Source organism: Pseudoalteromonas lipolytica, from assembly GCF_900116435.1.
Lineage (GTDB): Bacteria > Pseudomonadota > Gammaproteobacteria > Enterobacterales > Alteromonadaceae > Pseudoalteromonas > Pseudoalteromonas lipolytica.
Map to the genome: position 1 here is coordinate 66,761 of NZ_FPAZ01000005.1, position 23,632 is coordinate 90,392.

Genomic DNA, 23,632 nt, shown 5'->3' on the forward strand with positions numbered 1-23,632 from the left:
TTTTAATTTTTTTTGATTTTATCTGCGGAGCCTCGTAGCGGATCTGAGCGCAATGATTGAGCTTTCACAGCGTCTAGATTATTATAGGCGGCCATAACCCCAATCCCATACATGTGCTTTTAAGAGCATGCCAAATACTATCGGAGATAGCATGACTAGCTATAAAGTTTTAGACGTAAACGATGATTTACCGATCCGTACCAAAGGTGCGGTACACAGTGGTAAAGTGCGTTCAGTTTATTGGTTAACTGATGAGGACAGCGCGCGTTTAATTAGTGAAAAAGGGTATCAGGTTCCAAAGGGGACTGAGCTTGCTATTATGGTTATCTCTGACCGTATTTCAGCATTTGATTGTATTTGGCAAGGTGAGAATGGCTTAAATGGCGTGCCTGGTAAGGGGATCGCGTTAAACTCAGTTGCATCTCATTGGTTTAAATTGTTTGATAAAGCAGGCCTTGCTGGTAACCACATCGTTGATATTCCTCACCCTTATGTGTGGATTGTACGCAAAGCAAGTACAGTCAAAGTGGAAGCAATTGCACGCCAATACATCACGGGCAGCATGTGGCGCGATTACGCAAAGGGTACTCGTAACTTTTGTGGTATCGATTTACCAGAAGGTCTAACAGCAAATCAAAAGCTAGATAACGTACTTATCACTCCTTCAACGAAAGGAATTATTACCGGCGTAGCTGAGATCCCCGAAGTGGATGATGTCAATATCACGCGTGAAAACATCACTAATAACTTGTCAGTGTTTAATTTTAAGTCGGAAGATGATGTTGCGAAGTACGAACAGTTACTGGTTGAAGGCTTTAAATTAATCAGCGAAGAGCTTGCAAAACTTGACCAAATTTTTGTAGATACGAAATTTGAGTTTGGTTACGTTGAAGACGTTGATGGTTCTGACAAACTTATATATATCGACGAAGTGGGTACACCTGATTCATCACGTATTTGGGATGGGCAAGCGTATCGCGATGGTAAAATTATCGAAAACTCTAAAGAAGGCTTCCGTCAGTTATTAATCAATAATGTGCCTGACAGTGATGTGTTATTAAACAAAGATCGTATGGATGAGCGTGAGCAGCTTGCAAAAGACTACACCTTGCCAGAATCTGTGATGCTTGAGGTATCTGATACTTATGTGGGTATTGCAAGTAAGATCATTGGCCAAGAGATCACTATTCCAAGTGATCCACGCAGTGAAGTGATTGCCATTTTAGATACAGAGTACGGCTTAATTAAGCAGGGCTAAGCTGTATTCTTTCGCAAGTGACGCACCGGTGTAGCGTATAAAAGCCAAGTTTGCTAAAAGGGCACTTGGCTTTTTTGTTTCGAGGGGGGGGAAATATCACTCGTTTTATTATCTAGGTAGAGCAGAGAAAGATTAATGCTTCATTGTTTTAAGAACTTTGATACCCTCTGTATTCTAAAAGTCTAATTTAGTTTGATAGGGTGTTATTAGCCTCTTTTTATTTAGGTTAGATGGCTGAAACAAAAAATCTATTTATGTACAATGAGCCCCCTTTTGGTAATTAAGTTGTGAAAAATGCAATTATACTTTGACGTACTGCACCTGTATTACATTCCTCAATATGTGCCAGTTTTACAGGAATTGTTATCAAAAGGTCATAAAGTTTCGATGGTTTTTTACAAGAACCAAGATAGGCGAAGTGTAGATGTTAGCCATAGCTTTATAAATAAAAACTCAATAAATGCTATTTGGTTAGCAAGCAGTGATGATGCATTTAATTTTTATCAAAACTCAAATGCAGATTGGATCGTGTTTGGCAATAGCTTTGAAAAAGTTGAACTTTTAAATAAAAAGACTGTTTTAATGCAGCATGGAATTGGGCCAAAGCAGTGTTATTACGATGTATCTCAAAACAAAACGACAGTGCGTTTTGTAGAAGGTGAGCATAGGTTAGCGCGTTTGAAAAGTCTTTACCCACATAGTAACTTTATCGATGTTGGTTATGCGAAGCTTGATCCCATATTTAATCAAACACTTGAAAAGCTTGATTTAAGTGATTTAGGATTAGATCCTTGTAAAAAAACACTCTTATATGCCCCTACTTTTTACCCCAGCTCTATTGAATGTTTTAGCGATGATTTTCCCTCTCACTACCGTGATTTCAATATAATTATAAAACCTCATCATTTTAGTTTGTTTAAACAAAGGTATAAAAAGCAACGTTTAAAGCTAGAGCAATGGGCAACGTTTAATAATGTGTACGTAGCAAGCGAGTATGATTTTGACCTTACCCCTTTTTTGGACATTGCTGACATTATGATATCGGATGCTTCATCAGCAATTTTTGAATTTGCGGCATTAGGTAAACCTGTTGTTTGGTGTGATTTTTACAAGTTACGTTGGTCTTACAAAGGAATTTTCTCTTTTAGATTGAAAGCAAGGTTGGATGACGATATTGAGTATTTCCATCAGCTTTGTAATCGAGCTAGCTGCTACGAAGAATTACAATCTATCATTGGGTTTGCAGAACAGCAACCTGCTGAATTTGTTGAATTAAGGGAAAACATTATTTATAAGCTTGCAGGGAAGACGGATGGACACTCAGCAAAGAGAATTGTCTCTTATTTAGAGGAGCATAAATGAAACGTGTTATAACGTTTGGTACGTTTGATATTTTTCATGTAGGGCACATTAATATATTAGAACGGGCAAAAGCGCTTGGAGATTATTTAATTGTGGGGGTTTCTTCTGATGACCTTAACTTATATAAAAAAGGACGAAAACCTGTATACAGTGAAGCAGATAGACTAAAAATTATTAGTTCGATGAAATGTGTCGATGAAGTATTTATTGAGCATTCATTGGAGCTTAAAGCTGAATATATCAAAGATCACCAAGCTCAACTTCTTGTTATGGGAGATGATTGGGCGGGCCGTTTTGATCAGTTTAAGCATTTATGCGATGTAGTCTATTTAAAGCGAACACCATCAATCTCAACAACTGAGATAATTGAAGTTGTGCGCGATCCTTCGAGTAAATAACAAAAACTACCACATTATTTTGTGCGAGTGAATTGACCGCCTGATATTTGTTCAACTTAATATTAGGTCTCTTTTTCGGTCATTATTTTCTCTAACTCTGCAGTTTTCACTTTTCGCTGCAAATACATGCAAGTTCTGTATTTGAGGTTCCTAAGGAATGTGGATCGTGATGAGTGCCTTCCAGAATTTGCCATCACTATATCACTTTCAAAACTTCTGTCTTCTGAAATTGGATAGGGTTTGATACCTAGCATTTGCAGCCCTACCTCGCTATGGAATTGCATATCCACATCGACAGGCCGGCAGAAGGGTTTTCGAGTAAGTAATTTTTTTGCTCCAGGTAAACTTATTAAGTATCCCTGTGTGCCATTTGGGGCTTTTCGATAATTACCAAGTGTGAAATTATGTTGAAGGCTTTTGCTATCAATAAACGGAAAATCTCTGTTGTCAGAAAGCTTAATGAGATCCCAACCATGCAGCGAACTTGATAATTCTATGATTGATATTAGGTGCTCTTCAATAAACAGGTCGTCTTCAAGCACTAAACAATAATTAATTTTTTCATCGACCATTTTTTGCCATATACGCATGTGGCTTACATAGCAGCCTATTTCGCCTAGCGTTAAGTCACGATGATATTTTTGTTTATTGTTTTGCGGTGAATACCACTCATCTAATTGCTCTTTAGTGAGTTCCTTGCCAATTGTCGCAGGAAACCTCTCGGCGCTGATACCTAAGTTCGCAAGTCTATTATTGAGTGTTTTCCAGCGCTTTTCACTGCCTTGCATGTTAATGACAAATATAGGAACTGACATGACTTCTATTAATTAACCTTTTCTAATTTTTATTCTAACATTTAGAATAAAAGATACATCCAGAATTTGAAAGTTTGATGAATTGCGTTTGCAGCGTTTAAACACTTATGATTAAACAGGAATTAAATGAAAAATATAGTCTCAGCCTCATGGTTAAATAATAACCTGACAGCGAAGGATCTGGTTATTTTTGATGCGGGTATGGTTCGCCCAGGTCAGGAGGGCAGCTACGCTCCAGCCGCTATGCTACCGAATGCACAGCGCTTTGATTTTAAAAATACACTGGCTGATAACAGTAATCCGGTCCCAAGTATGATGTGTAGTAGCGAGCAATTCACCGAACACATGCAAGTCGCGGGAGTTAATCAGAATTCACGTGTTGTTATTTATGAAGACCAAGGTTTATTTAGTTCAGCACGGGCATGGTGGATGTTTAAGGCTATGGGCTTTGATAACGTAAAAGTCTTAAGTGGAGGTTTAGCAAAGTGGTTGGCTCAGGGATTTGATGTTCACTCTGAGTATTATACGCCGACAACAAAAGGTAACTTTGTTGCACAGCCCCGTAAAGATTATTTTATCACGGCAGATCAGGTACTAAATTCACTTTCAGATACGAGTATTATCACGCTAGATGCAAGGCCTACAGCTCGTTTTACTGGCGAGCAAGCAGAGCCACGTGATGGCATGCGCAGTGGTCATATTCCGGGTAGTCGTTCTTTACCTTTGTCAGATGTATTGAATGACGGGGAGCTTAAGTCTCTTGATGCACTGCACACATTGTTCAACTTACATGTAAATGGACACACTCAGCTGCAATTTAGCTGTGGCTCAGGAGTGACGGCCTGTGCCCTTGCTTTGTGTGCGGATGAGTGTGGTTATACTAACCTTCGGGTTTACGATGGTTCTTGGAGTGAGTGGGGCGCTTGTCACGATTTACCTATTGAAAAAGGCCCGCATCAATAAATGCAGCGTAGTTATGCCAGCTGCCGATACTATTTTTGTTAAGTGGCTGGCGAATTTGCTTTTTACTCGCTGTCGCTGATGCTGCGTTATTTTTATAAAATGCCAAACAGCTTGCTTGCCAATTTAAGTTACAAAATGCATAGAGCTTTTGGGTTTGTTTAATTGGCTCTTCGACTAACTGCTCGTAACTCTGTAAATACACTTGTTTAGGGTACTTAGTGGCAAAGTGCGTCGCTAAAGCGGTGTAGTCTTGGTGAAAGGCGACAATATCGTAAAATGTAAAGCTGTAATGGTGAAAGACACTTTGCGGGTTATATAACTGCCTGTAATTGGCTACGCTGCAATCATGCCAATTTCGTTGCATACACACTATTTTGGCGTGAGGAAAAGCCGCTAAAATAAAATCAATATAGTAAAAATTAAACGGTTGTTTATCACAACTGCGCAGTGTGTTACTGAGTTTTTCGGCTCGTTGTTGGTAGTGGGTTATTGTTTGGTGAATGTCAGCGCTAGCGTAAGCCTTGGCGAACATTTCACTATCAATAACACGGTTTGATTGTGTGCCATGTTGCATGAGTTGTGCGATATCATTCAGTTCGCCAATCCCTTGTAATTCATCACTTTGGTTAAGTATTTTTTCAACGAGAGTGGTGCCTGAGCGCGGCATCCCTACAACAAACACAGGGGCAAAGTCAGAGTTACTAGGGGATAATTGACTGTGTGTGCTGTGTCTCATTAATGTTTGGCAAAACTGACGATGTTGCTGTGATTGATAGTTAAGTTGTTGCGCAATAGCTTGTTTACTGTGCGTAAAGTACTTAAATGCATTCTCGTAGTCGTTTAAATGCTCATAATTTAAAGCAAGACTATGGAAATACGCCTGTTGATCACTCGCTGTATGTACGCGTTTAGCTTGGGGGTGTAACACGTTTAAGTGCTGCTTAGCTTCTTCGGTATTGTTCAACTCGGCCAGTGAATAATGGGCTTGATAATAGTGCTCGTGTTCAGTAATAAGCTGCTTTAATAGTGTTTTAGCTTCGCCAAACAGGCCGTGAACTTTTAAGGCCACTGCTAAGTTATAGCTTATTTGAGGTGTTTGCTTATCAAGTTGATAGGCTGATTGTTGAAATGTAAGGGCATCATCATAATAGCCTAAGCGAGTTGCAATGTTGGCGAGTGTATCTAACTCCAACGCACTGTAATGCTGTGTTGCCATTGCACTTTTATAATGAACAGTGGCGCGACTTATCTCCCCTCGCAATATAAGGTGCTTAGCGAGGTTTAAATGATAAATATTTAAAGGCTCAATACTGAGGGCTTTTTCAATTAACTTAACCGCTTTATTTAAATCACCGGCAGCTGTATTTACTTCACTGAGTAAAAAGTAGCTAACGTGATCATGCGGGTTTTGCTGCAGGCGTAAAACTAACTGCTGGTGGGCTTCAGCCAGTTGTTTATTCGCTAGAAGTTGATGTATATGTGTGCGAAGCGCGTGTTGAGTACTATTAAGCATGGTTCATCTTAAAAGCCTTGCGGTAAACCAGCAAGGCTTTTATGAGATAGGCTAATTATAGCTCAAAGTTATAACTAAATTTTAAGCCAATAGTACGGGGTGCTGTTGTGTAGTGGCCATATACACGTTGTAACTCAGGTAACTCTTTGTTTAGCTCAGCATATTGAGACTGTCCTGCCCATGACTTATCACGGCGTACAGAGGTAAATGCATACTTATCAAAAAGGTTATCGATGTATAAGGTTGCTGACCACATATCGCCTGTAATTTTTGCTGATAAATTGCTAAGAGCGTAACCTGGCAGTATTTCACCGTCGGCTTTTAAACCTACTTTTGTGATTACATCGCTTTGGGCTGTAATCCCGTAGTTTACGCTAAGTAACTTATCACCGAGGATGTCTTGCTCATAACGCAGACCAAATGAGAACTGATGTTCAGGTGCTCCCGGTAAACGGTCTCCTTTTGCGCCGTCATAGTAGCTTTGATAGTGTGCAAGTTTGTCATCAAGAACACCAAATAAATAAGGTGTATCTTCAGTTAGCTCTGCTTTAGCGTACGCGTAGGTTGCATAAGCAGCCCATCTGTCGCCGATCATGGCACGGGTAGACAGTTCAACACCTTTTGAGTTGGCAGAGCCTGCATTTGACGTGATAAGTTCTTGGCCGTTAACAGTACTGCTGCCGACTTGCGCATCTTTCCAATCAACGTTGAATAGCGCGGCATTAAAGTGCAAGCGATTACGCAACCACGATGATTTAAAACCAAGTTCGTAGTTAACGGTGGTATCCGGTTTATAATCTTCTTCGTTTGGAAGTGCACAAACGATTTGTTGCTCTGGCAATACGTCTGGGCATGGTGCAATCCCATTACCACCACCAATACGGAAACCTTCACTGACGGTAAAGTAAGCAAGAATACCATTATCAAACGTGTAATTAGCATTAAACTTAAATAAGTTACCACTATCGCTTGCACTGACATTTTCCATTACTAGGTTATCAAGTGAATCAAAGTCGCCTGAATATAGTGGTGTTGCAGAGCCCGACGTGGTCGATACGTCATATTCATAAAAACGCGTACCTAAAGTGACATCAAACTGATCAGTGATGCTGTAGCCAATTTCACCGAAAATAGCTTTTTCAGTGGTTTCACTATCTGAAATGAGAATGTATTCAAGATCTTCTTCTACATTTAAAATGCCACCCCCCCAGTACTCAGTAAGACCCGGCGTATACTCGCGGTCATCAGAGTGGCTTTCTAGTTTGTTGTAGAAACCGCCGACAATCCAGTTGAGGTTACTACTGCTGTTTGATACGAGGCGCAGCTCTTGAGTGAAATTATCGCGCTCTGATGTATCGTGCGTGTAACCAACAAATGCAGGGAAATCAGCATAGCCAGACCAAATATCGTAGAGTAGATCTGTTTGGTCTCGTTGACCCGACTGCTCGTAGCTTGACCAGCCAGATGCTGAAACAAGTTCAGCAAAACCAAGATCTGCTTTTATTTCTAAGCTTAATAAATCGTTTTCTTCTTCACCAGGTTCAAGCACTCGCGCGACATTGTCGTATTTACCTGATACGCCTTGCAAAGCACTGCTATCAGCCAACGAGCCGTATTGCGATGTTGAGTTGCCGCCATTTTCTTGTTTTTGATAGAAGTAGTTAAGCGTTGCATCAACTGTTTCTGTTGCTAACCAACGCAGTGATAAGCGGGCAGTGGTAATTTGCTCATCGTTCACGTCACTGACGCTTTTAAGGTTCGCATTAACGTCGCTACTGTCGCTAAAGTCAGGATTTGGGTTAGACACACCCGGCTCTTTAACCACGTGGGTGTAATCAATGTAACCTGGGTTATCGTAATAGTTCAAGCTGGCACGTAATGCGAGTTTATCGTCAATGAGTGGGGTGTTAAATACCACACCAAACTCACCGCCAGTGCCATCACTTTCATTCATGCTGAATACATCACCGGTTACTTTACCTTCAGTGATATCAAGTTCTGGCTGCTTTAATAAATAGCGAATTGCGCCACCTAAAGTACCTGCACCATACAGGGTGCCCTGCGGACCAATGAGGACCTCTACACGGTCAACATCAGTTAAACGCAAATCGATGCTGAGCGGTATTTCACCAACATAAGTTGCAACAGTGCCACTGTCAGAAATACGGTCTGAGGTATTTGTATTAAGACCACGTACAATGATCGGAGACCCTTCACGACCACCTTGGTCAGAAATTGTTAAACCGGGTACCCAGCGTGCAACATCTTCAAGATCGCCAATATTCTGATCGCTAATTACATCACCATTTAAAGCGGTGATATTAAGTGGCGCATCTTGTACTGAACCTGCTCGTCGCGTTGCAGTGATTTGAATAGTTTCAATTGATTTATCAAGTTCAACAGTATCATCAGCAGCGAGTGCGATGTTGCTATTGATTAAAACCGCAGAAATTGCACTGGCAAGTAGAGCAGGCTTAAAGGTATTCATGTTTGATTCCGATAAAGTTACAGTAAAATTATGCTTAAAAAACACACTAAGTTAATAGTTTAAGCAATAAATAAGGGATATTAAGTGAATTTATATCCAATTATAATGTATTTTTATTCTTGCAGTCATGCGTTATTTGCAATTAAATGCAAAATAATTGAATAAATACTCTACTTTACTGTTATTTATCGGTAAATGGGCAGTGAGTGCAGCCATTTGAACAGCAATGACCACGCTTTAAAAAGAACCAGCGGCTAAATACCATGTAGTTGTTCTGCATTGTGTAATCGAGATTTTCTATTAAGTTTCCATGATGCGAAAAGGGTTTTGCAAAAGCCAATTGCTGTGCAAGGGGCTGTTCATATAGTGTAGATAAAAATAGATTTATCTTTTTAATTGTACAATCACGGCATAAACAGGATGTTGCGGCGTCATCAAGTGGTAAAATAGCAGGTAACTCATTACACCAGCATGCGTTTATATCGTCGGCACGACATGTCAGTGTCGCATTACACTGTGAACAACTAAGGATGGTCATTGGCTAGAAGTAATTTTTTGATATTAATAGGTAAGCATAGCAAATGGATAAATTAGACGCACTAAGTCAGTTTGCGAGTTTTGGTAAGAAACGCGAGCAAGCTGTGGCTGTAATCGTTAATACCGCAGATGATCAAGGCGCTATATATACACTAACAAAAGCAACTTTTTGTAATGTGCTAGAGCGTGTGATCAGCAATGAAATTGATATTGATGAGTTAGAATTATGGGCGAGTGTTTTAGAGTCACGCCAAGATATCGATGAAAGTGCTGTTGAAGGGGCTATTTTCGCGTTGAGTAATGCTGAGCAAATGGGCGAGCTGAGTAAAGAGACGCTGATTACGTTATTAGCACTTATTAAGTAACTTTTGTTGGCCCTGTGATTGCACAACCGGGAGTGAGAAATAAAAAACCGTGCTGCTTTAACAAACACGGTTTTATTATTTTTAATAGCTGTCGCTACTTATGATAACTCAAGCAAGTTTCTACTTCGTTTTTGGAACCTAAAATCACCGCGACACGTTGGTGAATGGCATTAGGTTGGATATCCATAATGCGCTCAGTGCCGGTAGAAGCAATACCGCCAGCTTGTTCAATTAACATTGCCATAGGGTTTGCTTCGTATAGTAAACGTAATTTGTTTGGTTTATTGGGATCTTTTGTGTCAGTAGGGTAAGTAAAAATCCCCCCTCGACATAACACGCGGTGAACATCTCCGACCATTGCGGCAATCCAGCGCATGTTAAAGTTGCGTCCACGAGGACCTGTATCACCAGCAATCAAGTCAGTAATGTAGTTTTGCATAGCCGGTTGCCAATGACGTTGGTTAGAGGCGTTAATTGCAAACTCACTGGTCTCTTCAGGGATACTGGCAAAGTCTTCTGTTAATAAAAAGGTACCGTGTGTTTTATCTAACGTAAAAAAGCGAGTGCCTTTACCCGTTGTTAATGCCAGTACTGTCGATGGGCCATATAAAACATAACCAGCCGCGACTTGGTTTTTACCTGGTTGCATGAAAATACTTTGGTCAGCTGGGTCTGCACCTTCAGGGGCTTCCATTATTGAAAAAATAGTACCAACTAAGGAGTTTATGTCGGTATTTGATGAACCATCTAGCGGGTCAAACGCCACAATATACTTTGCGTCCGGATTCCCTGCTACAGTGAAATCTTCTTCTTCAGAAGCGATGGCTTTTACGTAGCCCGATTCTAATAAGATATCTTTTAAAAGCTGGTTGGTAAGGACATCAAGCTTCTTTTGTGTTTCACCTTGAATATTTTCATCAAGAGTTGACCCTAATACGCCAGAAAGGGCGCCTTGGCCAACACGGAATGAAATTTCTTTACATGCCGCAAGAACCGTTCTGATCAATGAAATCAGTTCTCGTGGGCAGCCATCTTCTAACAATACCGGTGGGAGTCTACGCATTCTATTTTCCTGATAACGTTGTAGCTAGACATTTTTTAGTGTGAGAGAGAATGTCTTAGCAAGCGCTGAATTTCGTCTTAAATAGCTGTTTTTTATCGGCGATACTTTATACTGCCTAATACCTGTACAGTATTTAAAACGCGAATAACAAAGATAAGATTATGCAAAAAATACCATTACTACGATACCTGCTCTTAGCTGTGTTACTTACTATGATAACCCAAGCACACGCAGCAATTAAGTCTATAAATGATTTTACTGAAAAAATGACACATTTTTCAGGTTACTTTTCCTTTTATTACGACACTGAAAACGGCAAAGTCTATGTTGAGGTAGATAAACTCACGCAGCCGTTTTTATTACAACAAAGCTTGCCGTATGGCGTTGGCTCGAATGATATTGGTCTAGACCGAGGGCAACTTGGCAATACCCACCTTGTGCAGTTCGAGCGTTTTGGCGATAAAGTCATGTTACGTGCACTCAATACGTATTATCGCGCTAACACTACCAATGTCGCTGAACAACAAAGTATAAAAGAGGCATTCGCGTCAAGTATTCTTGCCGGCTTTGATGTTGTCGCCCAATCCGATTCTGCCACCCTAATTGATTACACTCCTTACTTATTAAGTGATGTGCATGGCGTTACTCGCAGCTTAGCAGCTCGGGGGCAGGGTAGTTTTAATGTAGACGCCAATCGAAGTGCGGTGTATTTAACGCGCTCAAACGCATTCCCAGAAAATACTGAGCTTGAAGCGGTTTTAACCTTTCAAGGTAGCAACCCTGGTAAGTATGTTCGTCAAGTTAGTGCGCACCCTTATGCCCTGACAGTGCACATGCATCACTCTTTAATTAAATTGCCCGATGATAACTACACGCCGCGTAAATTCCATCCGCAGGCTGGTTTTTGGAGTATTGAACATAAAGATTATGCGGCACCACTGGATGAAACCATGTATGTGCGTTATATCCCGCGTCACCGTTTAGCTAAAAAAGATCCAAGCTTACCAGTTAGTGAGCCCGTTGAGCCGATTGTGTATTATTTAGATCCAGGTGTGCCTGAGCCAGTGAAAACGGCACTGATAGATGGGGCTAAATGGTGGAACGATGCTTTTACAGCAGCAGGCTACAAAAATGCCTTTATTGTGAAGGTGCTGCCTGATGATGCTGACCCTATGGATGTGCGTTACAACGTGATTCAATGGGTGCATAGAGCAACCCGAGGATGGTCATATGGCAGTTCAGTGATTGACCCACGTACGGGTGAAATAATTAAAGGCCACGTGACTCTTGGTTCATTGCGTGTACGTCAAGATATCTTACTAGCAGAAGCATTAGCTGCCCCGTATTTAGAAGGAAATGAAGTGGCAACGCGTTTACATGCGATGGCGCTTGACCGTATTCGTCAACTCAGTGCGCACGAAGTAGGGCACACACTGGGTATTTCTCACAACTTTGCAGCGTCTGTTGGCGACAGAGCCTCTGTCATGGATTACCCGCATCCTTTATTAAGTTTTAATGAGCACGGTAAATTGGATGTTAGTCGCGGCTATGCATCTGGGATGGGCGTTTGGGATACTCAAGTCGTTAAATATGGCTACAGTGATTTTAGCAATCAAGATGAAACAAAGCAGCTTGCTGCTATTCTTGCCGAAAACAAAAGTAAAGGTCTTGAGTTCATCTCAGACAGTGATGCTCGGGCACAAGGTGGGGCACACCCTACGGGACATCTTTGGGATAATGGCAGTTCGCCCAGTGATGAATTAATGCGTGTACTTGCTGTGCGCAAACAAGCACTCGCTAGTTTTGGCATTCATAATATTAAAACGGGTACTGCATTGTCGCAGTTAGAGGAAATGTTAGTGCCGTTATATTTGTTCCACCGCTATCAAGTTGAAGCTGCAGTAAAGCTCGTAGCTGGCGTAAACTACGAATATGAAGTACGAAATGGCTCACAACCTAAAGGTGCACAGGTGGTTGCAAAACAAACGCAACAATTAGCCGTTAATGCGCTTCTTGAAACGCTTAAGGCTGATAATCTTGTCTTGCCTGAATCGATATTATCGCTTATTCCGCCAAAAGCGTACGGAGAGTCAAAATCACGTGAGAGTATTGTTGGTCGTACAGGACTGACCCTTGATGCAATGGCACTTCCCGAAGTGGCGGCGACACATAGTTTAAGCTTACTGTTTAATAGTCAACGTGTTAACCGTTTGGCACAACAACACGCCAGAAGCGATGCGTTTTATGGGTTAGATGCGTTAATAGCACAAACGTATCAGCAAATTTTTGAGCAAAAAATGGGGGACGGCCTAGCGGGTAAAATAACTCAGCGTGTACAACTGTTAACGGCAAAGCAGTTCGCTGATTTAGTTGCCAGTGATGAGGTTGATCCTGAGGTGCAAGCGCAGTTTCGTTATTACTTGGCAAAGCTTGCAAAAAGTTATCAGCAAGAGTCAATGCTAGGCAGTGCCTCGGTAGGGAACAGTGCATTTAAGCAATTTTTGAGCGAGCAGGTGTCGCAATTTTTAGACACGGGGAAATGGCCGGATAACTTTAAGGCATTACCCATGCCTCCGGGCTCGCCAATTTAACTTATTAGTCTAAAAAGTAAAACGCCAAGCCTTACCATGGATGAACGTTTGAGCTATTGCGAAAGCGACGTTAGGCCTTGGCGTTTTACTTGCATAAAATTGGATATTTGCTAATCTAGCGGCCTCTCTTTTTTGTCTTTTTGGGGTGTATATGGCGTTACTCTCTCGCTCGTTATTGGCAGCGGCCATTGCATTCTCTAGCTTTTCTAGTTATGCCTCGTTAGAAAAAAAACAATGTGAGGTCGAGCTAAGTCATGGCTTAATTATTACTGACGATGTCATTCGTATTGTTGATAAAGGCCAAACTCGTGTGCAAATTAATAATAATAACCAGCTGTTTATTCGTGGTTATTGGGTTGATTTAAATCCAGAAGAAACCAAAGTTGTTGAGCAATTTAGTCTTGGTATCCGAGATACGGTGCCAGAATTAGTTGAACTGGCCACTGACGGTGTGAATTTAGGGTTGAGCGCAATTGAACAAGTTGTTGAAGGGATGTCTGATAAAGAGCCTGAAGTGTTAAAAACTCAACTACAATATGTAGAACGCGCGTTGATGGATAAATTTAAGCGCGGTGATGACTTTTTCTTTATTGCTCCGCAATCATTATCGAAAATTGATGATTTCTTTACTAAAGAGATCAGTCAAAAAATTCACTCAGCGGTGCATGGTTCATTAGGCGCTATTTTAGTTTCGTTAGGGGATGCCTTTAAATCTCGCGAAGGAAATATTGAAGACCGCATCAACGACATGGGACAGCGTATGGATATTATATCTAAAGAAATAGATAAGTCCCTCCAAAAGAAAGCAGAGCAACTTGAAATGAAAGCCTCTGAGTATTGTGAGTGTTTGAACTCGTTAGATGTTACCGAGTCACGGTTGCAAAAAATAGTACCAGGGATGGCTGACTTTGATTTGGTACAGATTAAATCCTAGTACAGTTCAGGCCTTAGTTAGGTAATCAATAATAAAAAGCCCAGTTGTTTTCTGGGCTTTTTAGTGTCATGTACTGTGTTGTTTTAAATGTGCTGACACACTGAGAACTCATTATGACAAATGCACATAAATAACACGTTAAGTGTACTCATTAGCTAAACTTAGCTGTTTCGGTTTCTAAGTTTGTGGTGAGGCCTTTAATTAAATCAGTCGCAGTGTGTGCTTGATTTGATACATTGGCTGTTTGTGCTGCGGTATCAGAGATGGTCACAATACGTTTTGCTGTATCTTCACCTGCATCTAGCTGCTCCTTCGCTGCAATTGCAATTTGGTGACTCATTTGAGCAATGGCACTAAGCGAGCTGGCGACGCGATTAAGTGCTTCGTTTGCTTTAGTCGACTTTTCTACCGTTTGTTCACTGGTTGCAATACTTAACGACACGGATGATTTAGCGTCTTGCGTTGCTGATTGCAGTTTCCCAATCATATTACGTATTTCTTCGGTACTGGTTTGAGTACGCTGCGCAAGACCACGCACTTCATCGGCGACAACGGCAAAACCACGACCTTGCTCCCCCGCTCGGGCGGCTTCAATGGCTGCATTCAGAGCAAGTAAATTTGTTTGCTCCGCAATACCTTGAATAACGCTAAGTACGTTAGCGATATTATTTACCTCATCATCAAGTACTTGAATGTTATTGCCCGCATTGTCAATTTGCTTCTCTAACAGGGCAATGGTTTCGGCTGCTTCGTTGGTTAAATGGCTGGCACTTTGCCCTTGATTCTCAGCTTCTTGGACTGAATAAGCGGCTTGCTCAGCATGCTCAACGACGGTTTGCGCTGAGGCGGTTAATTCGGTAATTGCAGAGGCGACTATCTGCGTTTCCTCATTTAAGCTGCGAGTAAGTCTATCAAGTTCAATTGAACGTGATTCATTGTCAACACTTTGATTTTGTAAGCTGTCGGTCACGTCTTTAATACCGCCAACAACGCCTCGCAAACCTTGTTGCATATAATGCATAGCGGCAATAATGCTTTCACTAGGAGCATCTTGGCGAATAGGCGAATGCAAATTACCACGCGATACGTTTTTAACAATGCCAATTACTTCATCAATTTCACCGCCTAAAGCATTGGTGAGTGATGAGCCAAACCGAGCGATAGCAAACGTGAGAGCTATCGCAATGAGCATTGATAAAGCGAGCAACCATTTTGCGGTGCTCCAGTAGCGCTCATCAACTTCTTTTGCGCTGATACCAGTACCAACATACCAACCGAACAGAGGTGTTTTTTGCACGACAGAGGTTAAGTCGACGGTTTCACCGTCACGGACAGAGTCCCAATGATAAGTAATAATTTTATTGGTAGTATTACCCACCAGTTTTTCAACCATGCGACCAATACTGTTACCACTGGCATCTTTAAAGTCATTAAAGCTCGTACCATGCAACTCGGGATCATGCGGTGTGGCAACAAAATCAAGGTTGTTGTCGACCACATACACGTATTCAGAGTCGTGATATTTATTTTCTCTAAGTACTTGGATTGCGAGTTTTTTGGCTTGTGCTTCTTCAAGTTGACCGTTTTTAACCATCAACTCAAACTGTTCTACAATGTTGGTAGTACTTTTCATTAGTTGGTTTATGCGAGCGATATTGTCGCTTTCACTGGCATGACGTAATGATTGCAAACCTAGTAAAGCTATCGCTGATAACGCGATAAAAATAGCGATAGCAAAAAAGGTGATTTTTGTTTTTAAAGCTAGTCCTGATAACACAGTCAGCCTCCTTTATTATTTCCCCTTTAATCTTCTACCATGTTTATCAGCATTAATTAAGAAAAAATGACAGCGTTATCATGATTTTTACTCAAGTCCCTATTTAGAGTATCAATTCAGCGTCTGTTAGCGGACGATATTCACCACTCTTTAAGTTTTCATCAAGGTGAATGTCGCCTATTTTTTCACGATGCAATTCAACGACTTTATTGCCAACAGCGGCAAGCATTCGCTTAACTTGATGGTACTTACCTTCGCAGATTGATAAACGTAAACTGTAACTCGCAAGTTGCTCAACAATGGCTGGGCGAGTTAACTCTTTTTCGTTATGTAATTGCACACCTTGCTGCAGAGCTAAAATAGCATCTTCATCGATAGGCTCTTGTGTTTCAACTAAGTACGTTTTGAATTTATTGTGTTTAGGAGCCGTAATTTTGTGTGACCAATCGCCATCGTTAGTGATGATAACAAGACCTGTCGTATCGATATCTAAGCGTCCGGCAACATGAAAATCACTCATGTTTGGTTCGTCTAATAAATCAAACACAGTTGGGTGTAAGTCATCTTTATTTGCGCATACATAGCCTGAGGGCTTATTGAGCATAAAGTAGCGTTTACCTAAAAATACTAACGGTTCGCCTTGCCAACGTACATCGTCTTCTTGAGTTATTGAATAATCAAACGAGGTGATCACCTCACCATTAACGCTAGCGTACTTACGCTTTATACCCGCTCTGGTTTTACTGCGAGGTAACTCTGCAATATGGCTGATAAATTTATCTAAACGGCATGGAAATTTCATTGGGATCACATTTTTAGTCGGCTACAATGGCGGCGAGTATAGCGGATACTAGTGACCTATGACAGTACAGCAAGGACAAATTTTACAGTACTACAATGCGCAAATAGAGCAGGGAGTCTTAAGTGATGATGTTGCTCAGCGCAATGCCATTACTGCGCTTGATAGTTTAGCCTTTGAGCTAACAGCGCCAACACCTTTCTGGAAAAGACGAAAGCCAATTAAAGGCCTTTATCTGCACGGCCCAGTTGGACGCGGTAAGTCGATGCTGATGGATGTGTTTTTTCATCATGTCGATATCAAAGAAAAAGTGCGGTTGCACTTTCACCATTTTATGAAGCAAGTGCATGCACGTTTGGGAGAATTACAAGGACAAAAAAATCCGCTGTCTGTTATAGCCAAAGAGTGGGCCGCGCGAATTAAACTACTTTGTTTTGATGAATTTTTTGTCTCTGATATTGGCGATGCAATGATTTTAGCAGGGCTTTTTGAAGCGCTATTCGAGCATCAAGTTGTACTGGTTGCCACCTCAAATTGTCAGCCTGAGAGGCTATATTGGAATGGCCTACAACGTGCACGTTTTTTACCGACTATTGATTTATTACAACAACATTGCTGTGTGATGAGTGTTGCGGGCGAGACTGATCATCGGCTTCGCTTTGGAAAACAAAATAAACACTTTGTTATCAATAATGATGAAGCAATAAAAGAGCGCTTTTATGCGCAAGAGCAAGCAATTACTGAGAATCAGGCTATAACGGTTCACAATCGAAGTATTTGCTTCGTGCTAAAGGCAAAAGAAGCCATTATGTTTGATTTTATGGCGCTGTGCTCAGGAGCACGCAGTACGGCTGATTATATCTATTTAGCTGAGCAGTTTAAACGAGTGTATTTGCTTAACGTCCCCGTTATGGGACGAGGTGCGACAGGTAAGCAGATAGTACACGGTATTGAAGATAGTTATCAGCGTGAGAAACAAGATTTGCAAGAACATTTTTTAGATGATGAAGCGCGGCGTTTTATTGCTTTAGTGGATGAATTTTATGATAGAAATAGGCTGTTGATTATATCAGCCGAGGGGAGCATAAGTGAGTTGTATCAAGGGCACAAGTTAGCATTTGAATACGCCCGAGCAGAATCACGCCTTATTGAGGTACAAACATGGTGAAAAAAGACGAAGCCATTACGCTTCGCCTTTACCAGGGATTGCTTGGGAGCATTAAAATATTTTTTTAGAAGCTATATTGCGCTCCAATAAACATATAGCGGCCTTTACCACCACCCCAATCAGAGTTGAAGTTACCTGTTCCATGTGGGAAAAACGCCCCATTGTTATCAAAGATGTTGTTAATACCACCTGATAAACGTAATTCGCTGTTATTATCTAGTTCCATAGTGTATGAAGCTGCTAAGTTGTGTTTTATAAATGAGCCAAACTTTTGAAATGCAAGTGGCTCAGGGTTACTAATACAATCAGCTGATTCATTTGCACACTTTTCAGTATTTTTGGCAATCGCTTTTTCGTAATCTCGATCTAGCTGTTCATCTTCTCGGAAGCTTCCTTGGAACTGAGAGCTCCAACGAATACGTAAGTTTTCATTGCTCCACGAAAGCGAGAATGCAGCTTTATCTTTACCTCGTCCATAGCCAACATAGTTGGTTGTTACGAAATCACCATCTTCACCTAAAAATGTTTGAGAGTGTTCAATGATATGGTTGTAATCAAGTTTGACTGCGATATTACCCATGTCATCTAGGTCAAAGTTATAGGTAGCTACAACGTCATAACCGCGAGTTCTAATTTCATCAAGGTTATATTCACGCTGCTGTATCTTATTGATTTGTCCATCACTACCGCGGGTAATATCATTACAAAATGGGTTAGTCGTACCATAGCCAGTATTTGATGCGTAGCATTGATATAGAATATTCTCATTACTTATTTCATCAATTGCATCCTCAATTGCGATATCGTAATAATCAACCGCTAAATTGAAGTCTTTTAAACTCTCTGGTGAATAAGTGAAGCCAGCAGTATAAGTATCTGCGGTTTCTTCTTTTATATTACTGTTACCAGATGATGGAGAATAACCGCTGTTGTCATCATCAAGTTCAAAACTAGCATCCTCTGTAATTAGAGCTGCGATAGCTGGATCTAGACGACAGTTATTGTGACCTATATCGTCAGAAGTTGCTGTCACCCCATCACAGATGTCTTTGTATGAATCGTAATCACCACGTTCAGGTGACATGAATTCGGTAATTGTAGGAGCGCGTTGAGCTCGTGCATAATTTGCACGTAAAGCGAGTGTATCAACAGGTTTCCAAAATAACCCTAACTTATAACTAGCAACAGTGCCTACTTCGTCAATGTCGTAGTTAGAGATACGTATTGATGTTTCAGCGTCTAAACTTTTTGCTAAAGGAGCATCACGTAAAAGGGGAATACCAAACTCTGCGAAGGCCTCAACTACATCAATTTCACCGTAAAATTCTGGCATGTAGTTATAAGTAATACCGCCCGTTTGCATGTCTGTAGATGTTTTAATGTCTTGCGAATCTCTACGGTATTCACCACCAAAAACAGACGACACATAACCCGCTGGTAATTCGAATAAATCACCACTAATGTAACCCATTAAGGTAAGTTGTTCATTGGTTGTTTCAAGTACTGGTGTCGAGCGGATCCAGTCAGCCATTTCAGGTGTGATAGAGCCTTCACCAAATAAATTAACAGCCACACAACCTTCATCACGTGCATCACTGTCAGCACATTGAATAGTGCCATCATTTAGCTTTTCAGCATCAAGGGCTTGTGCTAAACGTACTAAGCTAAGTTCATTGGCGCGTACTTGTTTTTGCTTGTATCGACCATAACCTACAGAAACATCCCAATCCCACATTTCATCAAACATAGTGCCTTGTAAGCCCGCCCATGTTCGAATTGTCTCGCGGTTATTGTCAGTGCTAATATTGCCCACTTCATTGAATCTTCGGTCCCAATATATACGGTCTTTATACGGGTCGCTATCGATAATTCTTTGCGGTACGTAAGGGTTATCAATAGGAATATAACCAGCTGAGAATGGTTCTGCTTCACCAGTCGTTGGGTTAATATAAACGACCTCACTGCCTTCTGATGTGTCTTCTGGTGATTTGTTATTAAATGAACCACTTTTACTAAATTGCACTTGCGCATATGCAGTAGTGCTATCATTGATATCAAAATCAGCTTTTAGAGCAAGTGATAAGTTATCACTCGGTACGTTTAACATTACATACTGAGCTGAGTTGATGCCGTATAATTCTTCGTTTCCAGCCCAATCATCACGTAAATTTGTACCGTCATACCAAAACTGCGTATCATTCTTTGAGCTTTCTAAGAAAACACCGCCAGGAAGACCGTCACTTCTATCTCGCCAATCAGCACGTGTGGTATCGCGCATACATTGGTCGCCCGTAGTTGTGCCAACACCATTACATAGTTCATCTTCGTTATAGAATACGTCGGCTTCCATCTGGGCACGTTTTCTATCGTAGTAACTAATACCAAAATCGCGGTCCCAGTTTGCACTGACATACATATAACCACGATCTTCTGCAAATGAACTGCCGTAGTTTGCATCTATGGTAAAGGTTTTACCTCCACCTTCATCAGTGCGGCCAGTTTTAGCCGAAAAGTCAAAGCCTTCTTTTTTCGACTGGGTAATAATATTAACTACACCGGCTACGGCATCAGCGCCATAAGTAGCAGAGGCACCACCACTAATGATTTCAACACGTTCAACCATACCACTCGGGATAGTGTTAAGGCTTACATAGTTACCACTGTAACTATTTGCTACAACACGACGACCATCTATTAGGGTAAGAGTTCTATTAGCACCTAGATTACGAAGTTCAACAGTTGATAAACCTGTATTAGAGTTATTTGATTGGCTAGTTGTGTTACCAATATCTATACCTAAACCGGGCATATTATCCACAAGTATATCTGATAAATTAGATAAACCAGTGTCTTCAATCGCCGCTTTGTCCATCGTTACTAAGGGGGTTGTTACAGAAAAACTATCACGCTTTAAGCGCGAACCAGTAACAATGATTTGCTCAACGTCTTCTTTGGCTTCGGGTTTAACATTAACAGAGTTCGTTGTTTGTTGACGGTCAATTTTAACTTCTTCAGCTTCATTTGCATAAGCTTGCTGGCATAAAGCGCTCGTTACAGCAAGCGCGATAGCACACGGTTTGATTAGTTGATTTCTCACGGGTGTTCCTACTTATGTTGTGTTTATTTTTAGTTCTAAAAAACCAGAGTGAAGCTCAATTAAGGGCAGTTAAGTATAAATGTACAGCGAGCAACACTCTGGTTGTCAGGTATTGACGTTAAAACTTTTATATAAATGTGAATGCAACTACAACTAACCATGACTCGTTTATGTCTCTATTTAACATCTATTGAATGTCTATTTATTTAAAATCAGTTGGTTAACTGTGAAGTTGCTATTAACTAGTTCTTAACTTTAAAGCTGGTTAAAAGGGAGGATTTAAGATAACTTGAATAAGCTATATACTGCTGCATACCAACAATGAGGGTTATTTTGAGTTAATGGAAACAACTAATCGTGCTTATCAATTGGGTCGTTGTGTTATTAACCCGCTAGAAAACAAACTGATCCATGATAATAGCGAGCAAATCTTACAACCAAAGTTTATTGAATTACTCGCTTGTCTTGTTGCGCGTTATCCTGAAGCTATTACCCGAGAAGAGTTAATCAATATTGTATGGGAGGGGAATTTTTATGTTGGTGAAAAAGCATTAACCAATGCAATATGGCATTTACGTAAAGCATTTAAAGAGCTTGACCCTGAACAGACTTATATAGAAACGTTGCGTAAAACAGGGTATCGACTGGTTCAACCTCCCTCTGAATGTGCGTTAAGTGGAAACGAAAAAAACAAAAGTAGGCGCTTATCATTGATTAGGCCGATTCTTGCGGGGGCTTTTGTAGCCATTTCTGTTATTAGTGTTGTTGCTTTGTATTGGCAGTTTTCTACCCAACCTGATAATCAAGATAATACTGCATTTTCACTCCCCCTTAACAGTATCGAAAGCGTAACGGCAAGCCCCGGGCGAGAAATATACCCTGCGATATCAAACGACCAGCATTATTTAGTGTATTTATGGCGACAGTTAGGCAAACCGACCAACTTATACTTACGTGATTTGCACTTTCCTGAGCACCCAGCAAAACAACTCACTGACTCACCTTACACTAAAGGCCACTCTGTATTCAGTCCTGATGCAAAGACTCTCTATTATTATCGGTATCAAACAAATAAGTTTTGTGAGATTGTTAAACTCTCTTTAGTGAACGCAACCAGTGTGGTACTGACTGAGTGTAGTCGTCAGTTTCGAACTGATTTAGACATTAGTGCTGATGGTCGTACATTAGTTTATATTGATGAACAAATTTCTGAATCTGGTAAGTCTGTTAGTCGCTTAAAACTACTTGATTTACATGCTAATCAATTAAGTGAAACATTTATACCCTGTACAGATCACTGTGACGTAATCGATGAATCAGTGTCATTTTCTCCGGATGCTCAGCAAGTAGTGGTGACTCGAAATGTTGAAAATGATCAAAAAGCATTGTTTTTAATCGATGTGTCTTCTGGGGAAAGCCGCCGCATTACCGATAATTTTGTTGATATTCATGGCGTTGATTGGCATCCACATAAAGATAAACTGGCTTTTACAGCTGTGGAAGCAGGAAAGCGTTATGGGTACTTTTACGACATAAGTGACAACTCTTTAATAAATACACAAATTGCAGGTATGAGTTCACCTAACTTTAGTAGTGATGGCAGTGTGTATTATCATCAGTGGGATCTCGATAGAGTGATCACGCGCTTGAAAATAGACGAGCAAGTTGCAAGTTCACCTTTTTCAATGCTTTCAACTAATTTTAGCTCTCGTTTTCCTGAATATAACGAGCAACAGAATAAACTTTTATATGTATCTGATGAATCTGGTAGTTCACAATTATGGATTGTGAACCCTGATAGTAGTTCTCGCAAACAGCTTACTGATTTTAGTCATGTTACAGGGCAAATACTCGATCCTACGTGGTCACCTGATGGCCGCTATATTTTGTTCTTTTTGGAAAACAAAGGACGCACGTCTTTATATTTTTATGATTTCAAAGTCGAGCAAAGCCAAGCGCTAACGCTGCCATTTAAGCCTGATATTAAGCCGAGATTTTCAGCAGACAGTCAATCGTTTTTGGTGTCGGATGGTGATTATTTATACCGTTATGATTTAAATGGGCAAATTAAAGGCAAGGCTGTAAATACTAAAGCTCGTTATGGTATTGAGACATCGCAAGGCGATATATTATTTAGTAACTCAAATGATGCTATTTGGGTTAAGCATCACGACACAGGTGTAGAAGAATTACTGGTACAGGATATTAATTTAGCGCATCACTATACATGGTTATATGTTGCTGAAAATGCTTTTCATGAAGGGCGTATTTATTACTATAAAGTGCGCTTAGGCGACTACCGTATTAGCTATTATGATTTAGAAACACAACGTCATTTTGATTTAATTGCGTTACCTGAACGAGCATACAGCCGCTCATCAGGTTTAACCTACATACCTAATGAGCGTTGGTTAGTCTATACCGCTTATTTATTGCCTGAGATAGAGATCAAGCGTTTACCTGCCGAGTTTATACCCTAGTTTCTCTAACTCTAGTTTTGCTGC

At 40.7% G+C, this 23,632-nt stretch carries 17 protein-coding genes; 9 read left to right on the top strand and 8 right to left on the bottom strand.

All coding sequences use genetic code 11. The features are described from left to right. Window positions 1–151: 151 nt before the first annotated feature. From BM378_RS06185 to BM378_RS06195, 3 genes are all read left to right on the top strand, one after another. Window positions 152–1,258 (top strand): phosphoribosylaminoimidazolesuccinocarboxamide synthase, encoded by a 1,107-nt coding sequence (locus BM378_RS06185; RefSeq protein ID WP_036971109.1) that lies wholly within the window; start codon window positions 152–154, stop codon window positions 1,256–1,258. Window positions 1,259–1,552: 294 nt separating this feature from the next. After that, window positions 1,553–2,620, top strand: a complete 1,068-nt coding sequence (locus tag BM378_RS06190; RefSeq protein ID WP_036971106.1) for a CDP-glycerol glycerophosphotransferase family protein — start codon at window positions 1,553–1,555, stop codon at window positions 2,618–2,620. Further along, window positions 2,617–3,018: an FAD synthase family protein gene (locus tag BM378_RS06195; protein ID WP_036971103.1), complete on the top strand. Its 402-nt coding sequence runs from the start codon at window positions 2,617–2,619 to the stop codon at window positions 3,016–3,018. Before BM378_RS06190 ends, BM378_RS06195 begins: the two co-directional genes overlap by 4 nt. A 62-nt stretch (window positions 3,019–3,080) precedes the next feature. Here BM378_RS06195 and BM378_RS06200 read toward each other — a convergent pair whose 3' ends face one another. After that, the gene (locus BM378_RS06200) at window positions 3,081–3,833 is read right to left on the bottom strand and encodes a glycosyltransferase family 25 protein (RefSeq protein WP_036971101.1); all 753 of its coding nucleotides are present in this window, start codon (window positions 3,831–3,833) and stop codon (window positions 3,081–3,083) included. A gap of 126 nt (window positions 3,834–3,959) precedes the next feature. Between BM378_RS06200 and BM378_RS06205 the strand changes: the two genes are divergently transcribed. Further along, window positions 3,960–4,796 carry a sulfurtransferase gene (locus BM378_RS06205; protein ID WP_036971098.1) on the top strand — a complete coding sequence of 279 codons (837 nt, stop codon included), beginning with the start codon at window positions 3,960–3,962 and terminating at the stop codon, window positions 4,794–4,796. On the opposite strand, the gene BM378_RS06210 is transcribed toward BM378_RS06205, so the two are convergent. The 3 genes from BM378_RS06210 to BM378_RS06220 form a co-directional block, all read right to left on the bottom strand. Next, window positions 4,771–6,309 (bottom strand): tetratricopeptide repeat-containing sulfotransferase family protein, encoded by a 1,539-nt coding sequence (locus tag BM378_RS06210; protein WP_036971096.1) that lies wholly within the window; start codon window positions 6,307–6,309, stop codon window positions 4,771–4,773. The genes BM378_RS06205 and BM378_RS06210 overlap by 26 nt on opposite strands. 55 nt (window positions 6,310–6,364) lie before the next feature. Then, window positions 6,365–8,797, bottom strand: a complete 2,433-nt coding sequence (locus BM378_RS06215) for a TonB-dependent receptor (RefSeq protein ID WP_036971094.1) — start codon at window positions 8,795–8,797, stop codon at window positions 6,365–6,367. Between the two features lie 181 nt (window positions 8,798–8,978). Beyond that, complete coding sequence (locus BM378_RS06220; protein WP_074988837.1) at window positions 8,979–9,335, bottom strand: DUF5522 domain-containing protein; 357 nt, start codon at window positions 9,333–9,335, stop codon at window positions 8,979–8,981. Window positions 9,336–9,378: 43 nt separating this feature from the next. Here BM378_RS06220 and BM378_RS06225 point away from each other — a divergent pair, with 43 nt between their 5' ends. Continuing rightward, window positions 9,379–9,699: a hypothetical protein gene (locus BM378_RS06225; protein WP_036971092.1), complete on the top strand. Its 321-nt coding sequence runs from the start codon at window positions 9,379–9,381 to the stop codon at window positions 9,697–9,699. A gap of 94 nt (window positions 9,700–9,793) precedes the next feature. Here the strand turns inward: BM378_RS06225 and BM378_RS06230 are convergent, their stop codons facing one another. Beyond that, on the bottom strand, window positions 9,794–10,762 hold the full coding sequence (locus BM378_RS06230) for a class 1 fructose-bisphosphatase (RefSeq protein ID WP_036971090.1): 969 nt from the start codon (window positions 10,760–10,762) through the stop codon (window positions 9,794–9,796). A 161-nt stretch (window positions 10,763–10,923) separates the two neighbouring features. On the opposite strand from BM378_RS06230, the gene BM378_RS06235 reads away from it, so the two are divergent. After that, on the top strand, window positions 10,924–13,353 hold the full coding sequence (locus tag BM378_RS06235; protein WP_036971088.1) for a zinc-dependent metalloprotease: 2,430 nt from the start codon (window positions 10,924–10,926) through the stop codon (window positions 13,351–13,353). A gap of 151 nt (window positions 13,354–13,504) precedes the next feature. Next, complete coding sequence (locus BM378_RS06240; RefSeq protein WP_036971085.1) at window positions 13,505–14,287, top strand: YggN family protein; 783 nt, start codon at window positions 13,505–13,507, stop codon at window positions 14,285–14,287. Between the two features lie 151 nt (window positions 14,288–14,438). Here the strand turns inward: BM378_RS06240 and BM378_RS06245 are convergent, their stop codons facing one another. Continuing rightward, window positions 14,439–16,064: a methyl-accepting chemotaxis protein gene (locus tag BM378_RS06245; RefSeq protein WP_036971082.1), complete on the bottom strand. Its 1,626-nt coding sequence runs from the start codon at window positions 16,062–16,064 to the stop codon at window positions 14,439–14,441. A gap of 103 nt (window positions 16,065–16,167) precedes the next feature. Continuing rightward, window positions 16,168–16,866, bottom strand: a complete 699-nt coding sequence (gene rsuA, locus BM378_RS06250; protein ID WP_036971079.1) for a 16S rRNA pseudouridine(516) synthase RsuA — start codon at window positions 16,864–16,866, stop codon at window positions 16,168–16,170. 58 nt (window positions 16,867–16,924) lie between these two features. Here rsuA and zapE point away from each other — a divergent pair, with 58 nt between their 5' ends. Beyond that, window positions 16,925–18,031 carry a cell division protein ZapE gene (zapE, locus tag BM378_RS06255; RefSeq protein ID WP_036971077.1) on the top strand — a complete coding sequence of 369 codons (1,107 nt, stop codon included), beginning with the start codon at window positions 16,925–16,927 and terminating at the stop codon, window positions 18,029–18,031. 64 nt (window positions 18,032–18,095) lie between these two features. Here the strand turns inward: zapE and BM378_RS06260 are convergent, their stop codons facing one another. Beyond that, window positions 18,096–21,128, bottom strand: a complete 3,033-nt coding sequence (locus BM378_RS06260; protein ID WP_036971073.1) for a TonB-dependent receptor plug domain-containing protein — start codon at window positions 21,126–21,128, stop codon at window positions 18,096–18,098. Between the two features lie 341 nt (window positions 21,129–21,469). Here BM378_RS06260 and BM378_RS06265 point away from each other — a divergent pair, with 341 nt between their 5' ends. Next, window positions 21,470–23,608: a winged helix-turn-helix domain-containing protein gene (locus tag BM378_RS06265; protein WP_065978134.1), complete on the top strand. Its 2,139-nt coding sequence runs from the start codon at window positions 21,470–21,472 to the stop codon at window positions 23,606–23,608. Window positions 23,609–23,632: the final 24 nt, after the last annotated feature.

Excerpts from the sequence above, each read along its gene's own strand:
- BM378_RS06185 (WP_036971109.1), top strand. The coding sequence starts at position 152 with ATGACTAGCTATAAAGTTTTAGACGTAAACGATGATTTACCGATCCGT.
- BM378_RS06190 (WP_036971106.1), top strand. The coding sequence starts at position 1,553 with ATGCAATTATACTTTGACGTACTGCACCTGTATTACATTCCTCAATAT.
- BM378_RS06195 (WP_036971103.1), top strand. The coding sequence starts at position 2,617 with ATGAAACGTGTTATAACGTTTGGTACGTTTGATATTTTTCATGTAGGG.
- BM378_RS06200 (WP_036971101.1), bottom strand. The coding sequence starts at position 3,833 with ATGTCAGTTCCTATATTTGTCATTAACATGCAAGGCAGTGAAAAGCGC.
- BM378_RS06205 (WP_036971098.1), top strand. The coding sequence starts at position 3,960 with ATGAAAAATATAGTCTCAGCCTCATGGTTAAATAATAACCTGACAGCG.
- BM378_RS06210 (WP_036971096.1), bottom strand. The coding sequence starts at position 6,309 with ATGCTTAATAGTACTCAACACGCGCTTCGCACACATATACATCAACTT.
- BM378_RS06215 (WP_036971094.1), bottom strand. The coding sequence starts at position 8,797 with ATGAATACCTTTAAGCCTGCTCTACTTGCCAGTGCAATTTCTGCGGTT.
- BM378_RS06220 (WP_074988837.1), bottom strand. The coding sequence starts at position 9,335 with ATGACCATCCTTAGTTGTTCACAGTGTAATGCGACACTGACATGTCGT.
- BM378_RS06225 (WP_036971092.1), top strand. The coding sequence starts at position 9,379 with ATGGATAAATTAGACGCACTAAGTCAGTTTGCGAGTTTTGGTAAGAAA.
- BM378_RS06230 (WP_036971090.1), bottom strand. The coding sequence starts at position 10,762 with ATGCGTAGACTCCCACCGGTATTGTTAGAAGATGGCTGCCCACGAGAA.
- BM378_RS06235 (WP_036971088.1), top strand. The coding sequence starts at position 10,924 with ATGCAAAAAATACCATTACTACGATACCTGCTCTTAGCTGTGTTACTT.
- BM378_RS06240 (WP_036971085.1), top strand. The coding sequence starts at position 13,505 with ATGGCGTTACTCTCTCGCTCGTTATTGGCAGCGGCCATTGCATTCTCT.
- rsuA (WP_036971079.1), bottom strand. The coding sequence starts at position 16,866 with ATGAAATTTCCATGCCGTTTAGATAAATTTATCAGCCATATTGCAGAG.
- zapE (WP_036971077.1), top strand. The coding sequence starts at position 16,925 with ATGACAGTACAGCAAGGACAAATTTTACAGTACTACAATGCGCAAATA.
- BM378_RS06265 (WP_065978134.1), top strand. The coding sequence starts at position 21,470 with ATGGAAACAACTAATCGTGCTTATCAATTGGGTCGTTGTGTTATTAAC.